23 protein-coding genes are annotated in these 17,194 nt (G+C 68.1%); 18 read left to right on the plus strand and 5 right to left on the minus strand.

Annotation, left to right across the window (positions count from 1 at the left end):
- Window positions 1-44 precede the first annotated feature (44 nt).
- Window positions 45-1,301: a hypothetical protein gene (locus tag HMPREF0043_RS08455; RefSeq protein ID WP_232206095.1), complete on the minus strand. Its 1,257-nt coding sequence runs from the start codon at window positions 1,299-1,301 to the stop codon at window positions 45-47.
- Between the two features lie 297 nt (window positions 1,302-1,598).
- Here HMPREF0043_RS08455 and HMPREF0043_RS08460 point away from each other — a divergent pair, with 297 nt between their 5' ends.
- From HMPREF0043_RS08460 to HMPREF0043_RS08480, 5 genes are read left to right on the plus strand one after another with little or no spacing between them, the layout of a single operon-like run.
- Complete coding sequence (locus HMPREF0043_RS08460) at window positions 1,599-1,973, plus strand: cupin domain-containing protein (protein ID WP_021602626.1); 375 nt, start codon at window positions 1,599-1,601, stop codon at window positions 1,971-1,973.
- Entirely contained in the window at window positions 1,970-2,899 is a 930-nt protein-coding gene (locus HMPREF0043_RS08465) for a class I SAM-dependent methyltransferase (RefSeq protein WP_021602627.1), read from the plus strand. Before HMPREF0043_RS08460 ends, HMPREF0043_RS08465 begins: the two co-directional genes overlap by 4 nt.
- Window positions 2,896-3,564, plus strand: coding sequence for an ATP-binding cassette domain-containing protein (locus HMPREF0043_RS08470; RefSeq protein WP_021602628.1), 669 nt, complete (start codon window positions 2,896-2,898; stop codon window positions 3,562-3,564). The genes HMPREF0043_RS08465 and HMPREF0043_RS08470 overlap by 4 nt, the downstream gene beginning before the upstream one ends.
- 36 nt (window positions 3,565-3,600) lie before the next feature.
- Window positions 3,601-4,620: an ABC transporter substrate-binding protein gene (locus HMPREF0043_RS08475; protein WP_040318205.1), complete on the plus strand. Its 1,020-nt coding sequence runs from the start codon at window positions 3,601-3,603 to the stop codon at window positions 4,618-4,620.
- A gap of 7 nt (window positions 4,621-4,627) precedes the next feature.
- Window positions 4,628-5,488, plus strand: coding sequence for an ABC transporter permease (locus tag HMPREF0043_RS08480; protein WP_021602631.1), 861 nt, complete (start codon window positions 4,628-4,630; stop codon window positions 5,486-5,488).
- Window positions 5,489-5,532: 44 nt separating this feature from the next.
- Here the strand turns inward: HMPREF0043_RS08480 and deoC are convergent, their stop codons facing one another.
- The 4 genes from deoC to HMPREF0043_RS08500 are packed head-to-tail and all read right to left on the minus strand — an operon-like array spanning window position 5,533 to window position 10,246.
- Window positions 5,533-6,216: a deoxyribose-phosphate aldolase gene (gene deoC, locus HMPREF0043_RS08485; RefSeq protein WP_021602632.1), complete on the minus strand. Its 684-nt coding sequence runs from the start codon at window positions 6,214-6,216 to the stop codon at window positions 5,533-5,535.
- Entirely contained in the window at window positions 6,213-7,640 is a 1,428-nt protein-coding gene (locus tag HMPREF0043_RS08490; RefSeq protein WP_021602633.1) for a sn-glycerol-1-phosphate dehydrogenase, read from the minus strand. The genes deoC and HMPREF0043_RS08490 overlap by 4 nt, the downstream gene beginning before the upstream one ends.
- Window positions 7,641-7,649: 9 nt before the next feature.
- Window positions 7,650-9,197: an FGGY-family carbohydrate kinase gene (locus HMPREF0043_RS08495; RefSeq protein ID WP_021602634.1), complete on the minus strand. Its 1,548-nt coding sequence runs from the start codon at window positions 9,195-9,197 to the stop codon at window positions 7,650-7,652.
- 29 nt (window positions 9,198-9,226) lie between these two features.
- Window positions 9,227-10,246, minus strand: a complete 1,020-nt coding sequence (locus tag HMPREF0043_RS08500) for a Gfo/Idh/MocA family oxidoreductase (RefSeq protein ID WP_021602635.1) — start codon at window positions 10,244-10,246, stop codon at window positions 9,227-9,229.
- 191 nt (window positions 10,247-10,437) lie between these two features.
- On the opposite strand from HMPREF0043_RS08500, the gene HMPREF0043_RS08505 reads away from it, so the two are divergent.
- The 13 genes from HMPREF0043_RS08505 to rplN all read left to right on the plus strand — a co-directional run bounded on the left by HMPREF0043_RS08505 (window position 10,438) and on the right by rplN (window position 17,193).
- Window positions 10,438-11,235, plus strand: a complete 798-nt coding sequence (locus tag HMPREF0043_RS08505; protein ID WP_021602636.1) for a GntR family transcriptional regulator — start codon at window positions 10,438-10,440, stop codon at window positions 11,233-11,235.
- 250 nt (window positions 11,236-11,485) lie between these two features.
- Entirely contained in the window at window positions 11,486-11,794 is a 309-nt protein-coding gene (rpsJ, locus tag HMPREF0043_RS08510; protein WP_021602637.1) for a 30S ribosomal protein S10, read from the plus strand.
- Window positions 11,795-11,808: 14 nt separating this feature from the next.
- On the plus strand, window positions 11,809-12,474 hold the full coding sequence (gene rplC / locus HMPREF0043_RS08515) for a 50S ribosomal protein L3 (protein WP_021602638.1): 666 nt from the start codon (window positions 11,809-11,811) through the stop codon (window positions 12,472-12,474).
- A gap of 2 nt (window positions 12,475-12,476) precedes the next feature.
- Window positions 12,477-13,124: a 50S ribosomal protein L4 gene (gene rplD, locus HMPREF0043_RS08520; protein ID WP_021602639.1), complete on the plus strand. Its 648-nt coding sequence runs from the start codon at window positions 12,477-12,479 to the stop codon at window positions 13,122-13,124.
- Window positions 13,121-13,423, plus strand: a complete 303-nt coding sequence (rplW, locus tag HMPREF0043_RS08525; RefSeq protein ID WP_021602640.1) for a 50S ribosomal protein L23 — start codon at window positions 13,121-13,123, stop codon at window positions 13,421-13,423. Before rplD ends, rplW begins: the two co-directional genes overlap by 4 nt.
- Window positions 13,424-13,447: 24 nt before the next feature.
- Entirely contained in the window at window positions 13,448-14,284 is an 837-nt protein-coding gene (gene rplB, locus HMPREF0043_RS08530) for a 50S ribosomal protein L2 (protein WP_021602641.1), read from the plus strand.
- A 15-nt stretch (window positions 14,285-14,299) separates the two neighbouring features.
- A complete protein-coding gene (rpsS, locus tag HMPREF0043_RS08535; RefSeq protein ID WP_021602642.1) occupies window positions 14,300-14,581 on the plus strand; it encodes a 30S ribosomal protein S19 in 282 nt (93 codons plus the stop codon).
- A gap of 37 nt (window positions 14,582-14,618) precedes the next feature.
- Window positions 14,619-15,008 (plus strand): 50S ribosomal protein L22, encoded by a 390-nt coding sequence (rplV, locus tag HMPREF0043_RS08540; RefSeq protein ID WP_021602643.1) that lies wholly within the window; start codon window positions 14,619-14,621, stop codon window positions 15,006-15,008.
- Window positions 15,008-15,805, plus strand: coding sequence for a 30S ribosomal protein S3 (gene rpsC, locus HMPREF0043_RS08545; RefSeq protein WP_021602644.1), 798 nt, complete (start codon window positions 15,008-15,010; stop codon window positions 15,803-15,805). The genes rplV and rpsC overlap by 1 nt, the downstream gene beginning before the upstream one ends.
- A 3-nt stretch (window positions 15,806-15,808) precedes the next feature.
- Window positions 15,809-16,225: a 50S ribosomal protein L16 gene (gene rplP, locus HMPREF0043_RS08550; RefSeq protein WP_021602645.1), complete on the plus strand. Its 417-nt coding sequence runs from the start codon at window positions 15,809-15,811 to the stop codon at window positions 16,223-16,225.
- Window positions 16,222-16,455, plus strand: a complete 234-nt coding sequence (gene rpmC, locus HMPREF0043_RS08555) for a 50S ribosomal protein L29 (protein ID WP_021602646.1) — start codon at window positions 16,222-16,224, stop codon at window positions 16,453-16,455. Before rplP ends, rpmC begins: the two co-directional genes overlap by 4 nt.
- 8 nt (window positions 16,456-16,463) lie before the next feature.
- Window positions 16,464-16,742, plus strand: coding sequence for a 30S ribosomal protein S17 (gene rpsQ / locus HMPREF0043_RS08560; RefSeq protein WP_021602647.1), 279 nt, complete (start codon window positions 16,464-16,466; stop codon window positions 16,740-16,742).
- An 82-nt stretch (window positions 16,743-16,824) separates the two neighbouring features.
- Window positions 16,825-17,193 (plus strand): 50S ribosomal protein L14, encoded by a 369-nt coding sequence (gene rplN, locus HMPREF0043_RS08565; protein WP_021602648.1) that lies wholly within the window; start codon window positions 16,825-16,827, stop codon window positions 17,191-17,193.
- Window position 17,194 lies beyond the last annotated feature (1 nt).

Below are 17,194 nucleotides of genomic sequence, written 5' to 3' on the forward strand. Positions count from 1 at the left end.
GTCGACGAGCCGGGTAGAGCTCACGCGTTGAACGCGAGGGAGCCCTATGCCGTCGAAGGCGCCGTTATCCCGGAGCGTTTCTCGAATATCTCGCGTTCCCGCTGCATGTCCGCATCCGTCAGCGGAACGTAGCGGCCGCTCTCTCGGGTCGCGCCATGGGCCACGCCCCAGTACCAGATGGCCTCGCACCGCGCAACGAGTTTCTCCTGCCTTCGCTGGAACCCGCCCAACGCCACGCCGGCGCCGTCCAAAGCGACGGGCCGCCCTTGACGATCGGCGAGGAAGATCCTGTCTCCGGCTACGAACAGGCTTGAGCGGGACGCGGGCCATGGGAAGCTCCTGCCTGCGGTGCGAATCCCCTCAGGGGTGACAACCACCCGTCGAAAGCATGTGCGGCTCTTATACGCCGGATACGCGATGAGGGCGCCGCCGGAAAGCAAGAGAATCCCTTCAACGGCTGCATTCCGGCTTTCAGAATCGATGTCCGATGAGTCCAGAGAAAAAGCCAAAAGGCATAATGCCCCCATGCAGATGCAAAACAGCTCGCGATCGCAGAGACCTTCCTTCATTCTGCGCCACATCGGTGTGAAGAAGGTCAGTCGCGCCTTGTCGGCCATCTTCTCGCCCCCATGGTTTAGGCGCGCCTGCAGCAGTCCGATGTCCGGCTTTATATCCTTCACATCGAAGGCATTCCACTTCCGCCGGGATATGAAGTACTTCAAGCCGTAGAGGGCGGATCTTCCCCTCGTTCGTGAGTTCTTGGAAACACTGGAACCGATAAGGCAACCGGGCAACCGGATGACGTCATCCGAGGCGCCATTCACCAATACGATCCGAGTCCGATCGATACGACCTTCTGCTGCTTCGCCTTTCATTTCAATCGTCGACAGTTCGAACCTCGAAAGAACCGACGTCCACGGCCGCCGCTCGGTGAACAGCAGCCGCCGCATCTCGACGCCGTCTTCGCTCAGGACGGTTCGGCGCCGCAGTGCATTAGCCGCCCAGATCCCCGGCACACCGAGCAAGACGAGGAGCGAGAAGCCCTCGAGCGGATCGAGGTCGGTCGGGAAACGGCTGACCCACTTCGACATCCCATAGGCAGCCCATGCCGCACAGACGGTGAGCATGAGAACTGCAGCGATTCTGATGCCATTGGAGCGGTGTAGGACCACCTTGCAATCGGAGGCGTCGTCGCCTTGCAGTGTCGCCCAATTCCTCAAAGCTTTGGGCAGGGACGGGGGACGGGCGGCCCGTCGTCCCCGCGCCGCGCTCATCTCGTCATCGGTGTTCGAAGCGTCCATGCATCCGTCTCTCCGCTCCTCGGCGCCTCAACGCCGCTGCTAACGCGTATCCCCGGGCCGCGCCGGATGCCGCGGGGACCGTGCCCGCTCGCCCGGCTTCGGGCCGGGCTGTCCCCACTGTACTCCGGCGCCCTGTCGCCGCAGCCGTCGATGCGGAGAACGCGGCGGCGAACGGACGGGGACGGCGGTCCACCCCTCTCGTGGCCATAGTCACTTCCCGGGGGTCGGATCGCCCGTCCGAGACGGGATAAGATGGTTTACGCAACACGGCCCTTATGTAAATCAATGGGAGCAAGGATGCCTACAACGCCCGTCGCACAATCGGATTTCTTCACGGGTATTTTCGACAAACTGCCGATCTTGGAGGCCGCCACGACATCGCGGGTGGTCGTCAACAACGAGGTGCTGCGGCACGTCGTCTTCAGCTTCGACGCCGGCCAGGTCCTCACGGAGCATTCCTCGCCCCGCGCCGTCGTCGTCCAGCAGATGAGCGGAAGGATGCGATTCACCGTCAACGGCGAGACGAAGGACATCGTCGCAGGCGACGTCGTCTACCTCGCCCCGGGCGCCCGCCACGCGCTCGAAGCGCTCGAGCCCTGCCACATGGCCCTCACACTGGTCGACGTCTCCAAGTCGAGGCACGCCGTCGAGGGCGAGGACGGTGGGGAATGAGCCCGTCCCAGCCCGAGGAGACGCCGAGCGACGACCAGAAGACTCTACCCGAGACGAAGGGAGACGGACGCAGCGACCCTCCCGGGAGGGACACCCGGGAGGGGGACGCGAAGGACGGAGCGCCCGCTCGCGGAAGCCGCTCGGGCCCCGCTGAGAAGCGGCTCCAGGGGCACTGGCTCCTGGCCAAGATGGGCAAGAGGGTGCTGCGCCCCGGCGGCATCGAACTGACCAGGCGGGTCATCGCCGAGGCCGATCCCACGAGCGAGGATCGCATCGTCGAATTCGGCCCGGGAGTGGGGCGGACCGCCGAAATCCTCCTAGCCGTCGAACCACGGCAGTACACCGGGGTGGACCCGAAGAACTCCCAGGGGGCGCCGCAGCTGCTCGAAGTGCTCAAGGCCCACCCGCAGGCCCGGCTCCAGACCGCCGACGCCAGGCAGACCGGGCTTCCCGACGCCTGCGCGGACCTCGTCGTCGGCGAGGCCCTGCTGACGATGCAGTCCGACCAGGACAAGCTCGCCATCATGCGCGAAGCCTTCCGGATCCTCGCCCCCGGCGGACGGTACGCGATCCACGAACTCGGATTCCGCCCCGACGACGTCCCCGAGGAAGTCGTCGCCGAAGTCTCCCGTGCGCTGTCGCGCACGATCAAGGTCGGGGCGCGGCCGCTGACCAGCGCGAACTGGCAGAGGCTCCTGCGCGAAGCCGGGTTCGAGATCGACTACGCCGACTCCAACCCGATGGCCCTCCTGGAGTCCAAACGGCTCGTGTCCGACGAGGGCCTGTTCGGCGCCCTCCGGTTCGGATGGAACGTCTTGCGCAACAGAGCGGCCCGCGAGAGGATCCGCGCGATGCGCGCAGTCTTCCGCAAGCACCGCGACAACATGAACGCGGTCGGCTTCGTAGCCCGCAGACCCGCCGCATGAGCGGGATGGAGCGCGGCGTCGGGCAAGCGCCCGCCGCCGAGATCACGCAGAGCGCGGACCTCGTGCTCCTCGACGTCGACGTGTACCGGCGCTCGCTCCACCTCATCGACTGCCTGACCCTGGCGGTCGGGCCGGGGCGGATCCTCGGCGTCTCCGGGGCGTCCGGGGCGGGCAAGACGACCCTGCTGCGCATCATGGCCGGAATCACGCACGACTACGCCGGGAGCGTCATCCGCCCCGAAGGCCGAACGGCCTTCGTCTTCCAAGAACCGCGCCTGCTGCCCTGGCTCAGCGCGCGGAAGAACGTCGAGCTCACGCTCGCCCCCGACACGGCCGGCAAGCTCTTCGTCGCCGAAGAATGGCTGGAACGGGTGGGCCTGGCCGACGCCATGGACCTCTATCCCGCGCAGATGTCGGGCGGGATGCGCCAGAGGGTCGCGATAGCCCGCGCCATGGCGACCGATCCAGCGCTGCTGCTGGTCGACGAACCGTTCTCCGCGCTCGACAAACCGCTGGCGCGCGCACTGCGCGACGACCTGAGGGCCATCGTCGCCCAGTCCGACCTCGTCACGGTGTGGGTCTCCCACGATCCGGGCGAACTCGACGCGATCTCCTCGACGCGTCTCCACCTCGACGGCCCTCCCGGCGGCTGGCGCATCGACTAGCGCGGCCGCCTCACGCATCCACAACGAAGGAGTCACATGTTCACCAAACGCCTCACGGCCGTCATAGCCGCCTGCGCCATGGCCCTGACGGCATGCGCCGGCAGCTTCACATCCCAGGAGACGAAGGGCGCCTCCTCGGCCGCCCCCGTGAAGATGGAGCAGATCCGGGCCATCGTCCCCACGACGATGGCCTTCGGCGCTCCCATGACAGGCTTCGGGACGGAGGGAAACCTGAAGTCCTTCTCCTCGAAGGTGAGCGTGAAGAACTGGGACAGCCTCGAGCAGCTGAAGTCCTCGCTCATGAAGAACGAAGCCGAAGTCGCCGCGACGCCCGCCTACGTCGCCGCCAATCTCTACAACAAGGGCGTGGACGTCAGGTTCGTCGGCCCCGTCGTGTGGGGGATGCTGTACGTGCTCGGCCCCTCGGGCGCGCCGACCGGGGACTGGAAGTCCCTGAAGGGCAAGAAGGTCGCGGTGACGATGCCCGGGAACATGCCCGACCTGGTCTTCTCCTACCTGCTGAAGAAGAACGGACTGAGCAAATCCGACATCGAGGTCGTCCAGGCCCAGGACGGCCAGCAGGCCATCCAACTCCTGGCGACCGGCAGGGCCGAGTACGCCATCCTGCCCGAACACGCGGCGACCCTCGCGGAGACGAAGCTCGCCCAGCAGGGCAAGACGGTCACGCGGGCCTTGAACCTCCAGGAGGAGTGGGCCAAGGCGACGGGCAAGAAAGCGCGGTTCCCCATGGCCGGCCTGGTCGTCCCCGGCAAAGTCGCCGACGCCAACCCCGCCCTGATCCCCGCGGTTCGCAAGGAAGTCGCGGCCACGATCGCCAAAGCCAACGCAGGCGACGAGCAGACCCTCCAGAAGATCGCCGACCACTACAAGCTCCCCGTCGGCGTGGTCAAACAGGTGATTCCGCGCCTCCAACTCGACATGGCCCCCGCCGCCCAGACCCGGTCCGAATACGAGGACTTCCTCAAGCGCATCGGCGAGGGCAACCCGGCCATCTACGGCGGCAAACTGCCCAATGCCAAGTTCTACGCCAAGTGAGCCGGCCGTGGCCGCGCCTGCATCCGGGGAGGACGGGCGCGTCGGACGGGGCACCGCCCGACGCGCCTCTCCGAGGCGGAACGGCCCGGAGAGGAGGCGGCGCAGCCTGCTCCACAAGGCCGAGCGGGCCTGGTGGGTCTTCCTCGGCGCATGCGCCTGCGTCGCGATCTGGGCCTACCTGGCCGGCGGCCAGCAGGAGTACATGCTGCCCGGCCCGGACAAAACCGCACGCGCCCTGGGGAGCATCCTCTCCACTTCGGACTTCTGGTCGGCCCTCGGCCAGACGATCGGGCGGGCGCTGACCGGCCTGGCCATCGCGATCGTCGGGGGAGTGGCATGGGGGTCGGCCATCGGGAAGTCGCTCCACCTGGACTGGCTATGCCGGAGCCTCCTCCAGATCCTCCTCTCCACGCCCGCCGTCATCTTCGTCATCATCGGCATCGTGTGGTTCGAAGGCAACAGCGCCGTCGTCGTCTTCGTCGTCGCGATCGTGACGACGCCCCTGCTGACGACGGCGACGGCCTCGGCCGTGCGGGCCATCGACACCGACCTCGTCGAGATGGCCAGGATCTTCGGTCTCGGCCGGATGAAGACGGCCTGGCGGGTGACGTTCCCGATGGTCGCGGTGCCCGTGCTCGCCGCCGCGACGGTCGCGCTGGGCCAATCGATCCGCGTCTCCGTCATGGCCGAGCTCCTGTCCACAGCCTCGGGCATGGGAGGCGCGATCCGGCTCGCCCAGATCAACATCGAAACCCCGCAGATCTTCGCCTACGCCGTCGTCATGACGGCCGTGACCTTCACCCTGGAGGCCGTATTCGTCGCGCCGATCCGCGGGAGACTGCAGGCTCACCGCGTCGCCGGCGCCTGAGGGCCGCGGTCCCGGGCAGGCCCGGCTCCGCCAGTCTCCAGCCGTCAGCCCTGCGAGCGCGCGCGGAGCTGGTCGACCAGCGAGGGGCCCCGCGAGGTTCCGAGCCGAGTGGCGCCCGCATCCAGGAACGCCAGGGCCGCGTCGAGGTCGCGGATGCCTCCGGCGGCCTTGACCCCCACTCCGTCGCCGACGACGTCCTTCATGAGCTTGACGTCGTCGAGGGTGGCGCCCCCGGGGCCGAAACCAGTCGAGGTCTTCACGAAGTCGGGCCGGACCTCCGCGGCGATTCCGGCGAGGGCCCGCTTCTCCTCCTCGTCGAGATAGCAGTTCTCGAAAATGACCTTCGAGACGGCTCCCGCCTCGCGGCACACGGCGACGATCCTCTCCATCTCCTCGCGGACGTAGGAGAGGTTGCCGTCCTTGAGCTCGACGAGGTTGACGACGTAGTCGATCTCGTCGGCGCCGTCGCCGATCGCCCGCGCTGTCTCGGACACCTTGTCCCGGATCGTCGTCTGACCGAGCGGGAAGGCGATCGCCGCGCCGACGTGAACGGACGTTCCCTTCACGAGCTCGGCGCACAGCGCCACCGGGTAGGGGTTGACCGCCACCATCGCGAAACCGTACTCGACGGCGTCCCCGCACAGTGCGGCGAACTGCTCCTTCGACGCGTCGGGGGACAGGAGCGTGTGGTCGATCAGCCGGGAGAGCCCGGCTGCAGTGATGGTCATCGCGTCACCTCTTCGTTTCGTTCGATCGTCGGGCGGTGTGCGCTCAGGGTGCGATGCCCCCCGTCCGGCACGGCCTCCTCGGCCCAGAAACCGCCCGGCTCGAACAGCGAGTCGACGACGGAGTGCAGCAGCCCCGTGGCGAAGAGCACGTCGAGCACCGTGTACCGGCTGCGGATCGTCTGCGCTTGGTAATAGGTGCGGCGCAGCTTGTCCAGGGAGATGCCGACCTGCGCCGGATGGTGGACGGCGCCGGCCGCCCTGAGCATGTCGCGCGTGCGCGCCGCCGTCGGGACCTGCTCCCGCAGGCGCGCCCGCAAACCCGGCCAGACCCGCTGGATCGCGAGGACGTGTTCGCGCACCTGCCCGCGGGGGATGTACTTCCCATCGGACTGCGCGACGGCGGCGTCCGCTATCGCGGGGATATCCTGCAGGGCGCGCACGCGCGCCTCGTTCTGCTCCGGGGTCGGCCATCCCTCCACGACGGCGTCGGGGTCGACGGCCGAGAAGTCGGCGTCGATCACGGCGTCGTACACGGCCGCGATCGCAATCGCCCCCAGCCCTACCTTGGCCCCGTGGGACAGGGGCAGGGGCCAGTCCAGCCCGTAGCCCTCCATCTCCCACTGGTGGGAGAAGTTGTGCCCCGCGCCCGATCCGGGGCGCGAGGATTGGTGGGCCTGGATCGCCAGCCCCGAGAGCATGATCTCGACCACGAGCGCCTCGAAGGCGTCGGGATCGCCCGCCGCCAGGGCCTGCGGACGCGACATCGCCTCGTCGAGCGGGCCCTGGACCAGGTTCCACGCCTCGGGATCGATCGCCTCGATCCCGAGGGCGTCGGCCACGATCCAGTCGGCGCCGCCCGGATACTTCTCGATGAGGTCGGCGTAGCCGTTGGCCAGCATCCGCCCGGGCGCCGTCGCCATGACGTCCAGGTCGGCCACGATCCCCGCGGGCGCGGGGCAGGTGCGCGTGATCTTGAACCCGTCCTTCGTGATGGCCGCGCCGAAGGCGGCGTACCCGTCCATCGACGCGGCGGTGCAGACGTGGACGTAGGGACGCGCGAGCTCGCCGGAGGCCAGCTTGGTCAGGTCCGAGATCGTGCCGGAGCCGATCGAGCAGGCGGCGGCGCCGGTAGACCGGAGGCGCTCGCGGACGCGGGAGACGTTCTCGTACCCGGCGTACACCGGCGGACGGCTCGGAAAGACCAGCGGGTCGGCGAGATCGACGCCGTGCGCCCGCAGGGAGGCGGCGACGGCCGGCCCCGCGAGCCGCCAGGTCGTCTCGTCGGCGACGACGACAGCCGTTCCGGCGCCGCCGACGGTTTCCGCGAACACCTCGCCCGCCGCCTGAAGGACGTCGCGGCCGATCACGATTCGCTTGGTGTCCGTGGCGGACGCCAGGGCCCGAAGAACGCGCTGCGAAGACATGCCGTCACCCTAACTGCTGTAGTGGTCGGTCACACGAGCCATGAGGTCCTTCATGCTCTCGTAGGAGTCCTTGTACGCCTGGTAGTTGAACATGTATTCCTCATGGGCCTGCGGGTCGGGCTGGATGACGTCGCTGACCTTCGTCATGGCCAGGGAGGCGGCGGGGATGTCCTCGTACCACCCTGCGCCGACGGCGGCGACCATGGCCGAGCCGAGCGCAGGCCCCTCAGTCACGTCGGTGAGGATGAGCGGGACGTTGGAGACGTCCGCGTGCATCTGCAGCCACAGCCTGTTCTTCGTCGCGCCCCCGGAGACGATGATCTCCTCGACCGGCACGCCCTGGGCGCGCATCGCCTCGAAGATGGCCTCGGTGCCGAAGCAGATGCCCTCGAGGATGGCTCGGAACATGTGGGCTTCGGTGTGATGCAGGGTCAGACCCCAGAACATGCCGCGCGAACGCCCGTCGAAATGCGGGGCGCGGTTGCCCTGGAAGTGGTCGAGCGAGAGCAGGCCGTCGCAGCCGATCGGCACCCTGCCCGCCTCGCGGGTGAGGATGTCGTAGATGTTCTCGCCCGTCTGCGCGGCCTCCGCCCGGGAGGCCCCGGCCAAGTTCTTCAAGAACCATTCGACCAGGACCCCGGTGGAGACCTGACCGCCGTCGATCGTGTAGTACCCGGGGACGGTGGCGTTCGTGTAGGAGCCCCACAGGCCCTTCGTGTAGACGGGTTCGGCCAGCTGGCCGGTGATGACGTGGCTCGATCCGGTGATCAGGGCCAGGCGCCCGGGGGCCGCCACGCCCAGGCCGATGGCGCCCATGTACGCGTCGATCCCGCCCTCGACCACGGCGACGCCCTCGGGGAGGCCGAACTCCCGCGCGACGTCGGGCAGAAGCGGGCCGACGACGTCTCCGACCTGGGTGATGCGCGTGGGGTAGCGTTCGAGGATGTCCAGGGCGTCGAGCCTCCGATAGAGCGAGACCGGCCACCCGCCGTACTCCTCGTCGTAGAAGTACTTGCCCGCCGCATGGGAGACGGACATCGTCCAGCGTCCGGTCAGTCTGTGGACGAGCCAGTCGGTCTCGTCGCAGATCGTGGCCGTGCGGGCGAAGGCCTCCGGCTCGTTCTTCTTCACCCACAGCGCCTTCGGCAGGCCCCACTCCGCGGAGACGGGCCCCTGACCGCACAGGCGGAGCGCGGGGTCCCCCGTCGCGTGGACCTCTTCGGCCTCCTCGACCGAGCGGACGTCCATCCACAGTATCGCCGGGCGGACGACCTCGTCCTCGCCGTCGAGGCAGACGACGGTGCACGACGTCGCGTCCATGGAGACGGCGCGCACCTCCGCCGGGTCGACGCTCGAGTCGGCGACGGCGGCGCGCACCGCCGCGACGGTCTGCCTCCACCATTCATGCGGGTCCTGTTCGGCCCATCCGGGTTGCGGATAGGCGGTCGTCCAGGCGGCCGTTCCGAAGCCGACCTGGCGGCCGCGGGCGTCGAACACGCCGGCTCTGGCGGATCCGGTGCCCATGTCTATTCCTATGACGTAGCCGTCGTTGGCCATGACTGTATCCTTCCCTCGGTGTCCCCGCGTCATTGCGGGGGAGTCAGACGCTGGATCGCTCCGCTGGCTATGGACGCGTTCCCCGCGCAGACGATCCGCACCGCGGCGAGTCCGTCCTCGCCCGACACGCGCACGGGCGTCCCCTCGGCGATCGCCTGGGCGAAGGCCCGATCCTCGGCGATGTAGGCCTCGCGGTAGAGGTCGCGCCAGGAGGCCACGATGTCCCGGCTGGAGCGCCCTGTCTCCTCGTGGACGACGACTCGGTCGGCCGAGACGTCCCCGATGTCGATGCGGCCGTGGGTGCCGTGTATCTCCACCCTGTTGTCGTAGCCATATCGGACCCCGTGCGCGCCGTCGACGTGGCCGAGCGCGCCGTTGGCGAAGCGCGCGTTGACCATCACGGTGTCGTAGAAGTCGGGGAACTCCGCCCGCGCGTCGGGGCAGCGGTAGTTGCCGGCGAAGGCCTGAAGGTCGACCACCTCGGAGCCGCTGAGCCAGCGGATCGCGTCGATGTCGTGGCTGGAGACCTCGGCGAGGGGGCCGTTGCTGGCTTTGAGGTCGTACATCCACGGGTGGGGGACGCTCGGGCCGTGGGTCAGGGACTTGACGGCGACGACCTCGCCGATCGCGCCGTCCTCGACGAGCCGCTTGGCGTGGACGTGCCCCGCGTCGAAGCGGCGCATGAATCCTATCTGGAGCTTGACCGCGGCGCGCTCGGCGGCCTCGATCATGTCGCGGCACTCGTCTTCGCTGATCGCCATGGGCTTCTCGCACAGGACGTGCTTGCCCGCCGCTGCGGCGTCGACGGCGATCTGCCGGTGGTACTTCGTCGGCGTGGCGATGACGACGGCGTCGACGTCCGCGGCCAGGAGCTCGCGGTAGTCGGCGAAGCCCGCGACGCCGCCGAGCCGGCTGCGCGCCGCCGAGAGCGCCTCGGGGCCCGGGTCGCAGATCGCCGTGAGCCGCGCTGCCGGGATGTGCCCTTGGAATGCCCTGGCGTGGATGAGGCCCGCACGGCCCGTCCCGATCACGCCTATGCGAATGGTCATGGAAACCTCCTGTGACGTGTGGCGTCGTTGCCACTGTCCCTTGCGTGAGACCTGGTTTCGTTTCGCCCACCATACACCTGTACGGACAACCGGACAAGAGGTTCGCCGTTGCGTCTCACTGAACGGAAGGGTCTGCGGACGCCCGGCCCGGGAGACGGGGACGGGCGGGGAGGGCGCGTTATCATGGGAGCATGAACGCCGGATCGGGAGAGGCGGACGATGCCGACGCGATCGACCAGGAATCCGTCCTGCCGTACTATCACCAGCTCAAGCGGATCCTGCGGACGAGGATCGCGCGGGACGGCTTGAACGAAGGGGATCGGCTGTGGTCCGATCGCGAGGTGGGCGATCGGTACGGAGTGTCGCGGAGCGTCGTCCGACAGGCGATGGCCGAACTCGAGAGCGAGGGGGTCCTCCACCGGGTCAAGGGCAAGGGGACGTTCCTCGCCCCGGCGAAGATCGACCACGGCCTCGCCCTCTCGCTCCAGGGGCTCTTCGCCCACGCGCGCAGCCAGGGGCACACGCTGAAGAGCGAGATCCTGCGCCAGGAGATCGCGCCGATGGACGAGCACGCGGCCGCGATCCTCGAAGTGCCCGCGGGCTCTCCCGGATTCGTGCTCGAACGCATCCGGCGCGTCGACGGCGAGCCGTGGGCCCACACGATCACGTGGATTCCCGCCGGCCGCGTGCCGGGAATCGAGAAAGAGGACTTCACGTCGAGCTCCCTCTACCAGTGCCTGACCGACGTGCACGGCATCGCCTTCGGCCAGGCTTCGCGGAGCATCGAGGCCGTGCCCGCGAGCGAAGACGTCGCCGCGGCGCTCGACGGCGACGTGGGCGCGCCGATCCTGCGGATGCGCTCGACGCTGCGGGACGCGGACGGGGTGCCCGTCGAAACCTTCATCGCCCATCACCGGGGCGATCGCAGCCGTTTCGACGTCCTTCTGGGCACGGAGTCGGACATCGCCTCCCTGCATCTGCGGCCCTGAGCGGGCCGGGTCTGGATGTCACGCCTGCCACTGTTGAGCAGGCCGACTTGCCGCGGCAGTGCGAATTCTGGCAAACTAAACAAGTTGCCCGGCAGGACCGGGCCAGGAACTTCGCCGGGAAGGACATCGCCCGGCGTTTCACAAGGGTTCGTCGAAATCTGCAATATGGGCTTGGGATCGCTGCGGCAGGCGCGACACGCCCGGATGCGGGGACCGGCGATCGCCGAGGTAGAAAAGAGGTAACGACGGCATGGCTGGACAGAAAATCCGCATCCGGCTCAAGTCATACGACCATGAGGTCATTGACAGTGCGGCCAAGAAGCTTGTCGACGAAGTGACGCGCACCGGAGCGACGGTTGTCGGCCCTGTGCCGCTCCCGACCGAGAAGAACGTCTTCTGCGTCATTCGCTCACCCCACAAGTACAAGGACAGCCGCGAGCACTTCGAGATGCGCACCCACAAGCGGCTCATCGACATCGTCGATCCGACCCTGAAGACCATCGACACGCTTCGCCGTCTCGATCTTCCGGCGGACGTCAACGTGGAAATCAAGCTCTGAGGTAACAACGCACCATGAACTCCAAGCAAGCCGCCGTCGGCGCGCCCGTCAAGGCGCTGCTCGGCACCAAACTGGGGATGACCCAGCTGTGGGATGAGTCGGGACGCCTCGTTCCCATCACCGTCGTTCGCGTCGGCACGAACGTCGTGACCCAGATCCGCACCCCCGAGACCGACGGCTACTCGGCCGTCCAGCTGGCCTCCGGCGAGCTGAAGACCAAGAACGTCACGAAGCCCCTCCAGGGCCACTTCGACAAGGCCGGCGTCGCACCCCGCCGCAGGCTCGCCGAGGTCCGCACGCCCGACGCCTCCGAATACGAGCTCGGTCAGGAGCTCACCGCCGACCTGTTCGAGGCGGGCCAGAAGGTCGACGTCATCGGCACGTCCAAGGGCAAGGGCTTCGCCGGCGTCATGAAGCGCCACGGCTTCGGCGGCGTCTCCGCCTCCCACGGCGCGCACCGCAACCACCGCAAGCCCGGCTCCATCGGCGCCTGCGCCACCCCCTCGCGCGTCTTCCGCGGCCTGCGCATGGCCGGCCGCATGGGATCCGACCGCGTGACCGTCATGAATCTTTCCATCCACGCCGTCGACGCCGAGAAGGGAATCCTCCTCGTCGCCGGAGCCATCCCGGGCAACAAGGGTGGCACGGTCGTGGTCCGCACCGCCGTGAAGGGAGCCTGACCATGCCGCAGTCCCTCAAGGTTGACGTCCTCGACGCCGAAGGCGCGGTGGCCGGCAGCGCCGACCTGCCCGCCGAGCTCTTCGACGTCGACGCCAACATCCCCCTCATCCACCAGGTCGTCACCGCCCAGTTGGCCGCGGCCCGCCAGGGAACCCACGCCACCAAGACGCGCGGGCAGGTCTCCGGCGGCGGCCGCAAGCCCTTCAAGCAGAAGGGCACCGGCCGGGCCCGCCAAGGCTCGATCCGCGCGCCGCAGTTCACCGGCGGCGGCACCGTGCACGGTCCGCAACCGCGGGACTACTCGCAGCGCACCCCGAAGAAGATGATCGCCGCGGCACTGCGCCAGTCTCTGTCGGACCGCGCGCGGGCGGGCCGCGTCCACGTCGTCACGGCCTTCGTCGAGGGGGCCAGGCCCTCAACCTCCGCGGCGCTGGGGCTTCTGCGCAAGGTGATCGACGATCGCTCGGCCCTCGTGGCCGTCTCCCGCGGCGACGACCTGACCGTCCTCTCGCTGCGCAACGCGGTGGAGGCCAGCGTCGTCTACGCCGACCAGCTCAACAGCTACGACGTCCTCGTCGCCGACGACGTCGTCTTCACCGAGTCGGCCCTCGCGGAGTTCGTCTCGAAGAACGGCAAGGAGGAGAAATGACCGAGGCAGCGAGTTTCTGGAACAGGGATCCGCACGACGTCATCCTTCAACCGGTGGCGTCCGAGAAGTCGGCCCGCCTGGAGGACGAGGGCAAGTACGTCTTCCTCGTCGACCCGCGGGCCAGCAAGACGGAGATCAAGCAGGCCGTCGAGGCCGTCTTCGACGTGAAAGTCGCGTCGGTCAACACCCAGAACCGCCAGGGCAAGACTCGCCGGACCCGCGATGGCGTCGGCCGCCGCAAGGACACCAAGCGCGCGATCGTCACGCTGCGCGAGGGAACCATCGACATCTACGGCTGACGGAAAGACTGAGGATCGAAACCCATGGGAATTCGTAAGTACAAGCCGACGACCCCCGGCCGTCGCGGTGCGAGCGTCGCCGATTTCGCCGAGATCACTCGGTCGACGCCGGAGAAGTCGTTGCTGCGCCCGCTGCACAAGACCGGCGGCCGCAACAACACCGGCCGCATCACGACCAGGCACAGGGGCGGCGGCCACAAGCGCCAGTACCGGCTCATCGACTTCCGTCGCTGGGACAAGGACGGCGTGCCCGCCAAGGTCGCGCACATCGAGTACGACCCGAACCGCACGGCCCGCATCGCCCTGCTCCACTACGTCGACGGCGAGAAGCGCTACATCGTCGCTCCGAAGAACCTCCGTCAGGGCGACACGGTGGAGAACGGCCCGGCGGCGGACATCAAGCCCGGCAACAACCTTCCGCTGAGGAACATCCCCGTCGGAACCACCGTGTACTGCGTCGAACTCCGCCCCCTCGGCGGGGCGAAGATCGGGCGCTCCGCCGGAGCCTCCGTACAGCTCGTGGCCCGCGAGGGCAAGTATGCGCAGCTGCGCATGCCTTCCGGCGAGATCCGCAACGTGGACGCGCGCTGCCGCGCGAGCGTCGGCGAGGTCGGCAACGCCGAGCAGTCGAACATCAGCTGGGGCAAGGCAGGCCGCATGCGCTGGAAGGGCGTCCGCCCGACCGTCCGCGGCGTGGTCATGAACCCGGTGGACCACCCCCACGGCGGTGGCGAGGGCAAGACGTCGGGAGGCCGCCATCCGGTCAGCCCGTGGGGCAAGCCCGAAGGCCGCACCCGCCGTCCCAAGAAGGCCAGCGACAAGCTCATAGTGCGCCGTCGCAAGACCGGCAACAAGCGCTGAGAGAGGATGAGCTGAATGCCGCGTAGTCTGAAGAAGGGGCCCTTCGTCGACGATCACCTCCAGAAGAAGGTCGACGAGCAGAACGAGAAGGGCACGAAGAACGTCATCAAGACCTGGTCGCGTCGGTCGGTCATCACCCCCGACTTCCTGGGCCATACCTTTGCCGTGCACGACGGCCGCAAGCACGTTCCGGTGTTCATCACCGAGTCGATGGTCGGCCACAAGCTCGGCGAGTTCGCCCCGACCCGCACGTTCCGCGGGCACGAGAAGGACGACCGTAAGGGCCGGCGCCGCTGAGGGGCCGTCCGACGAGCACAGAGAGTAAGGCAGGAACATGGAAGCCAAGGCGCAGGCGCGATTCGTGCGCGTCACGCCCCAGAAGGCCCGCCGCGTCGTGGACGTCATCCGCGGCAGGCGCGCCCTGGAGGCCGTCGACGTGCTGCGCTACGCACCCCAGGGGGCGGCTGAGACCGTCCGGAAGATCGTCGATTCGGCTATCGCCAACGCCCGTTACAGCGCGGACGAGCTCGGCGAGCGTTTCAACGAGGACGACCTGTTCATCCAGGCGGCCTACGTCGACGAGGGGCCGACGATGAAGCGCATCCAGCCTCGTGCGCAGGGACGCGCGAACCGCATCCTCAAGCGCACGAGCCACATCACCGTCATCGTCGGCGACGACGTCGCCGCAGTGAAGAACAAGGCAAAGAAGAGGAGGACCCGATAGTGGGGCAGAAGGTCAACCCGACCGGGTTCCGACTCGGAATCACCACGAACCACCGCTCGAAGTGGTTCGCCGACTCGCCCAAGGCCGGTCAGCGATACGCCGACTTCGTCCAGGAGGACATCCAGATCCGCAGGATGATCGAGAAGACGCTCGACCGCGCGGGGATCTCGCGCGTCAACATCGAGCGGCGCGCCGAGCGCGTCATCGTGGACATCCACACGGCCCGGCCCGGCATCGTCATCGGCCGTCGCGGCGCGGAGGCCGACCGCCTGCGCGCCGATCTGGAGAAGCTGACGGGCAAGTCGATCCAGCTCAACATCCTCGAGGTCAAGAACCCCGAAGCCGACGCCCAGCTCGTCGCGCAGGGCATCGCCGAGCAGATCGCCTCGCGCGTCTCCTCCCGGCGCGCCATGCGCAAGGGCATCCAGTCCGCCGAGCGCGCGGGCGCCAGGGGCATCCGGGTGCAGTGCTCGGGTCGTCTGGGCGGCGCCGAGATGTCCCGCTCGGAGTTCTACCGCGAGGGCCGCGTGCCCCTGCACACGCTCCGCGCGAACATCGACTACGGGTTCTACGAGGCGCGCACGACCTTCGGCCGCATCGGCGTGAAAGTGTGGATCTACCGCGGCGACGTCACCGACGCCGAGTACTACCGCACGCTCGCCGAGGCTCCTCGCGGACGCGGCCGCGGAGACCGCCGCGGACGCGGGCGCGGCAATCGCGGCGGCCAGCACAACCAGCAGCATGCCCAGGCCGCGACCGCCTCCTCGGGAACCGCAACCACAGGATCGGAGGCCTGACCCATGCTGATACCCCGTCGCACCAAGTGGCGCAAGCAGCACCGTCCCGGCCGGACCGGCATGTCCAAAGGCGGCAACCAGCTGGCCTTCGGCTCGTACGGCATTCAGGCCCTGGAGCCGGCCTACGTGACGAACCGCCAGATCGAGGCGGCCCGTATCGCCATGACCCGTCACGTCAAGCGCGGCGGCAAGATCTGGATCAACATCTTCCCGGACCGCCCCCTGACGAAGAAGGCCCTCGGCCTGCGCATGGGCTCGGGCAAGGGCCCGGTGGAGACCTGGGTCGCCAACGTCAAGCCCGGCCGCGTCATGTTCGAGATGGACGGCGTCGACGTCGGCCTCGCCCGCGAGGCCATGCTGCGCGCCATGCACAAGCTGCCGATGAAGACCCGTTTCGTCACCCGAGAGGACGGTGAATGATGGCCAAGGGAATCTCGACGGAGGAGCTCGACGCCATGACCGACGCCGAGCTCCTCGAGAAGCTCAAGGAATCCAAGGAGGAGCTCTTCAACCTCCGTTTCTCGGCGGTCACCCATCGCCTCGAGGACACCGGGCGCCTCAAGGAGGTCCGCCGCGACATCGCTCGCATCTACACGGTCAAACGTGAGCGCGAGCTCAATATCCGCACCGCGCCCACGACTGAGAAGTGAGGTAGAAGTTGAGCGACAACAGCACCGGCGCTCCCGTCCGCAATCACCGCAAGGTCCAGCGCGGCTACGTGGTCAGCGACAAGATGGACAAGACCGTCGTGGTGGAGGTGGAGGACCGCCGCAAGCACCCGCTGTACGGCAAGGTCGTCACCCATACGAAGCGCGTCAAAGCCCACGATGAGAACAACGAAGTGCGCGTCGGCGACCTCGTCCGCATTATGGAGACTCGCCCGCTGAGCGCCACCAAGCACTTCCGCGTGGTCGAAATCATCGAGAAGGCCAAGTGACCGCCGAGGTCACCACGAGACCCCCATCCGTTCGGCAAGGCTCGCCAGGCGAGAACCGGCACGACGACAGGAGAAACCAGAAATGATCCAGCAGGAGACGCGGCTCAGCGTCGCCGACAACACGGGTGCCAAGGAGATCCTGTGCATCCGGGTGCTCGGCGGCTCAGGCCGGCGCTACGCCGGAATCGGCGACACGATCGTCGCCACCGTCAAGGACGCCATCCCTGGCGGGAATGTTAGGAAGGGCGACGTGGTCAAAGCCGTCGTCGTCCGCGCGAGGAAGGAAACCCGTCGCGTCGACGGCTCCTACATCCGCTTCGACGAGAACGCGGCTGTGCTGCTCAAGAACGACGGCGAACCCCGCGGCACCCGCATCTTCGGCCCCGTGGGCCGCGAGTTGCGCGAGAAGAAGTTCATGCGAATCGTCTCGCTGGCACCGGAGGTGATCTGAT

Origin of the sequence: Actinobaculum sp. oral taxon 183 str. F0552, from assembly GCF_000466165.1 — a bacterium.
Taxonomy (GTDB): Bacteria; Actinomycetota; Actinomycetes; order Actinomycetales; family Actinomycetaceae; genus Peptidiphaga.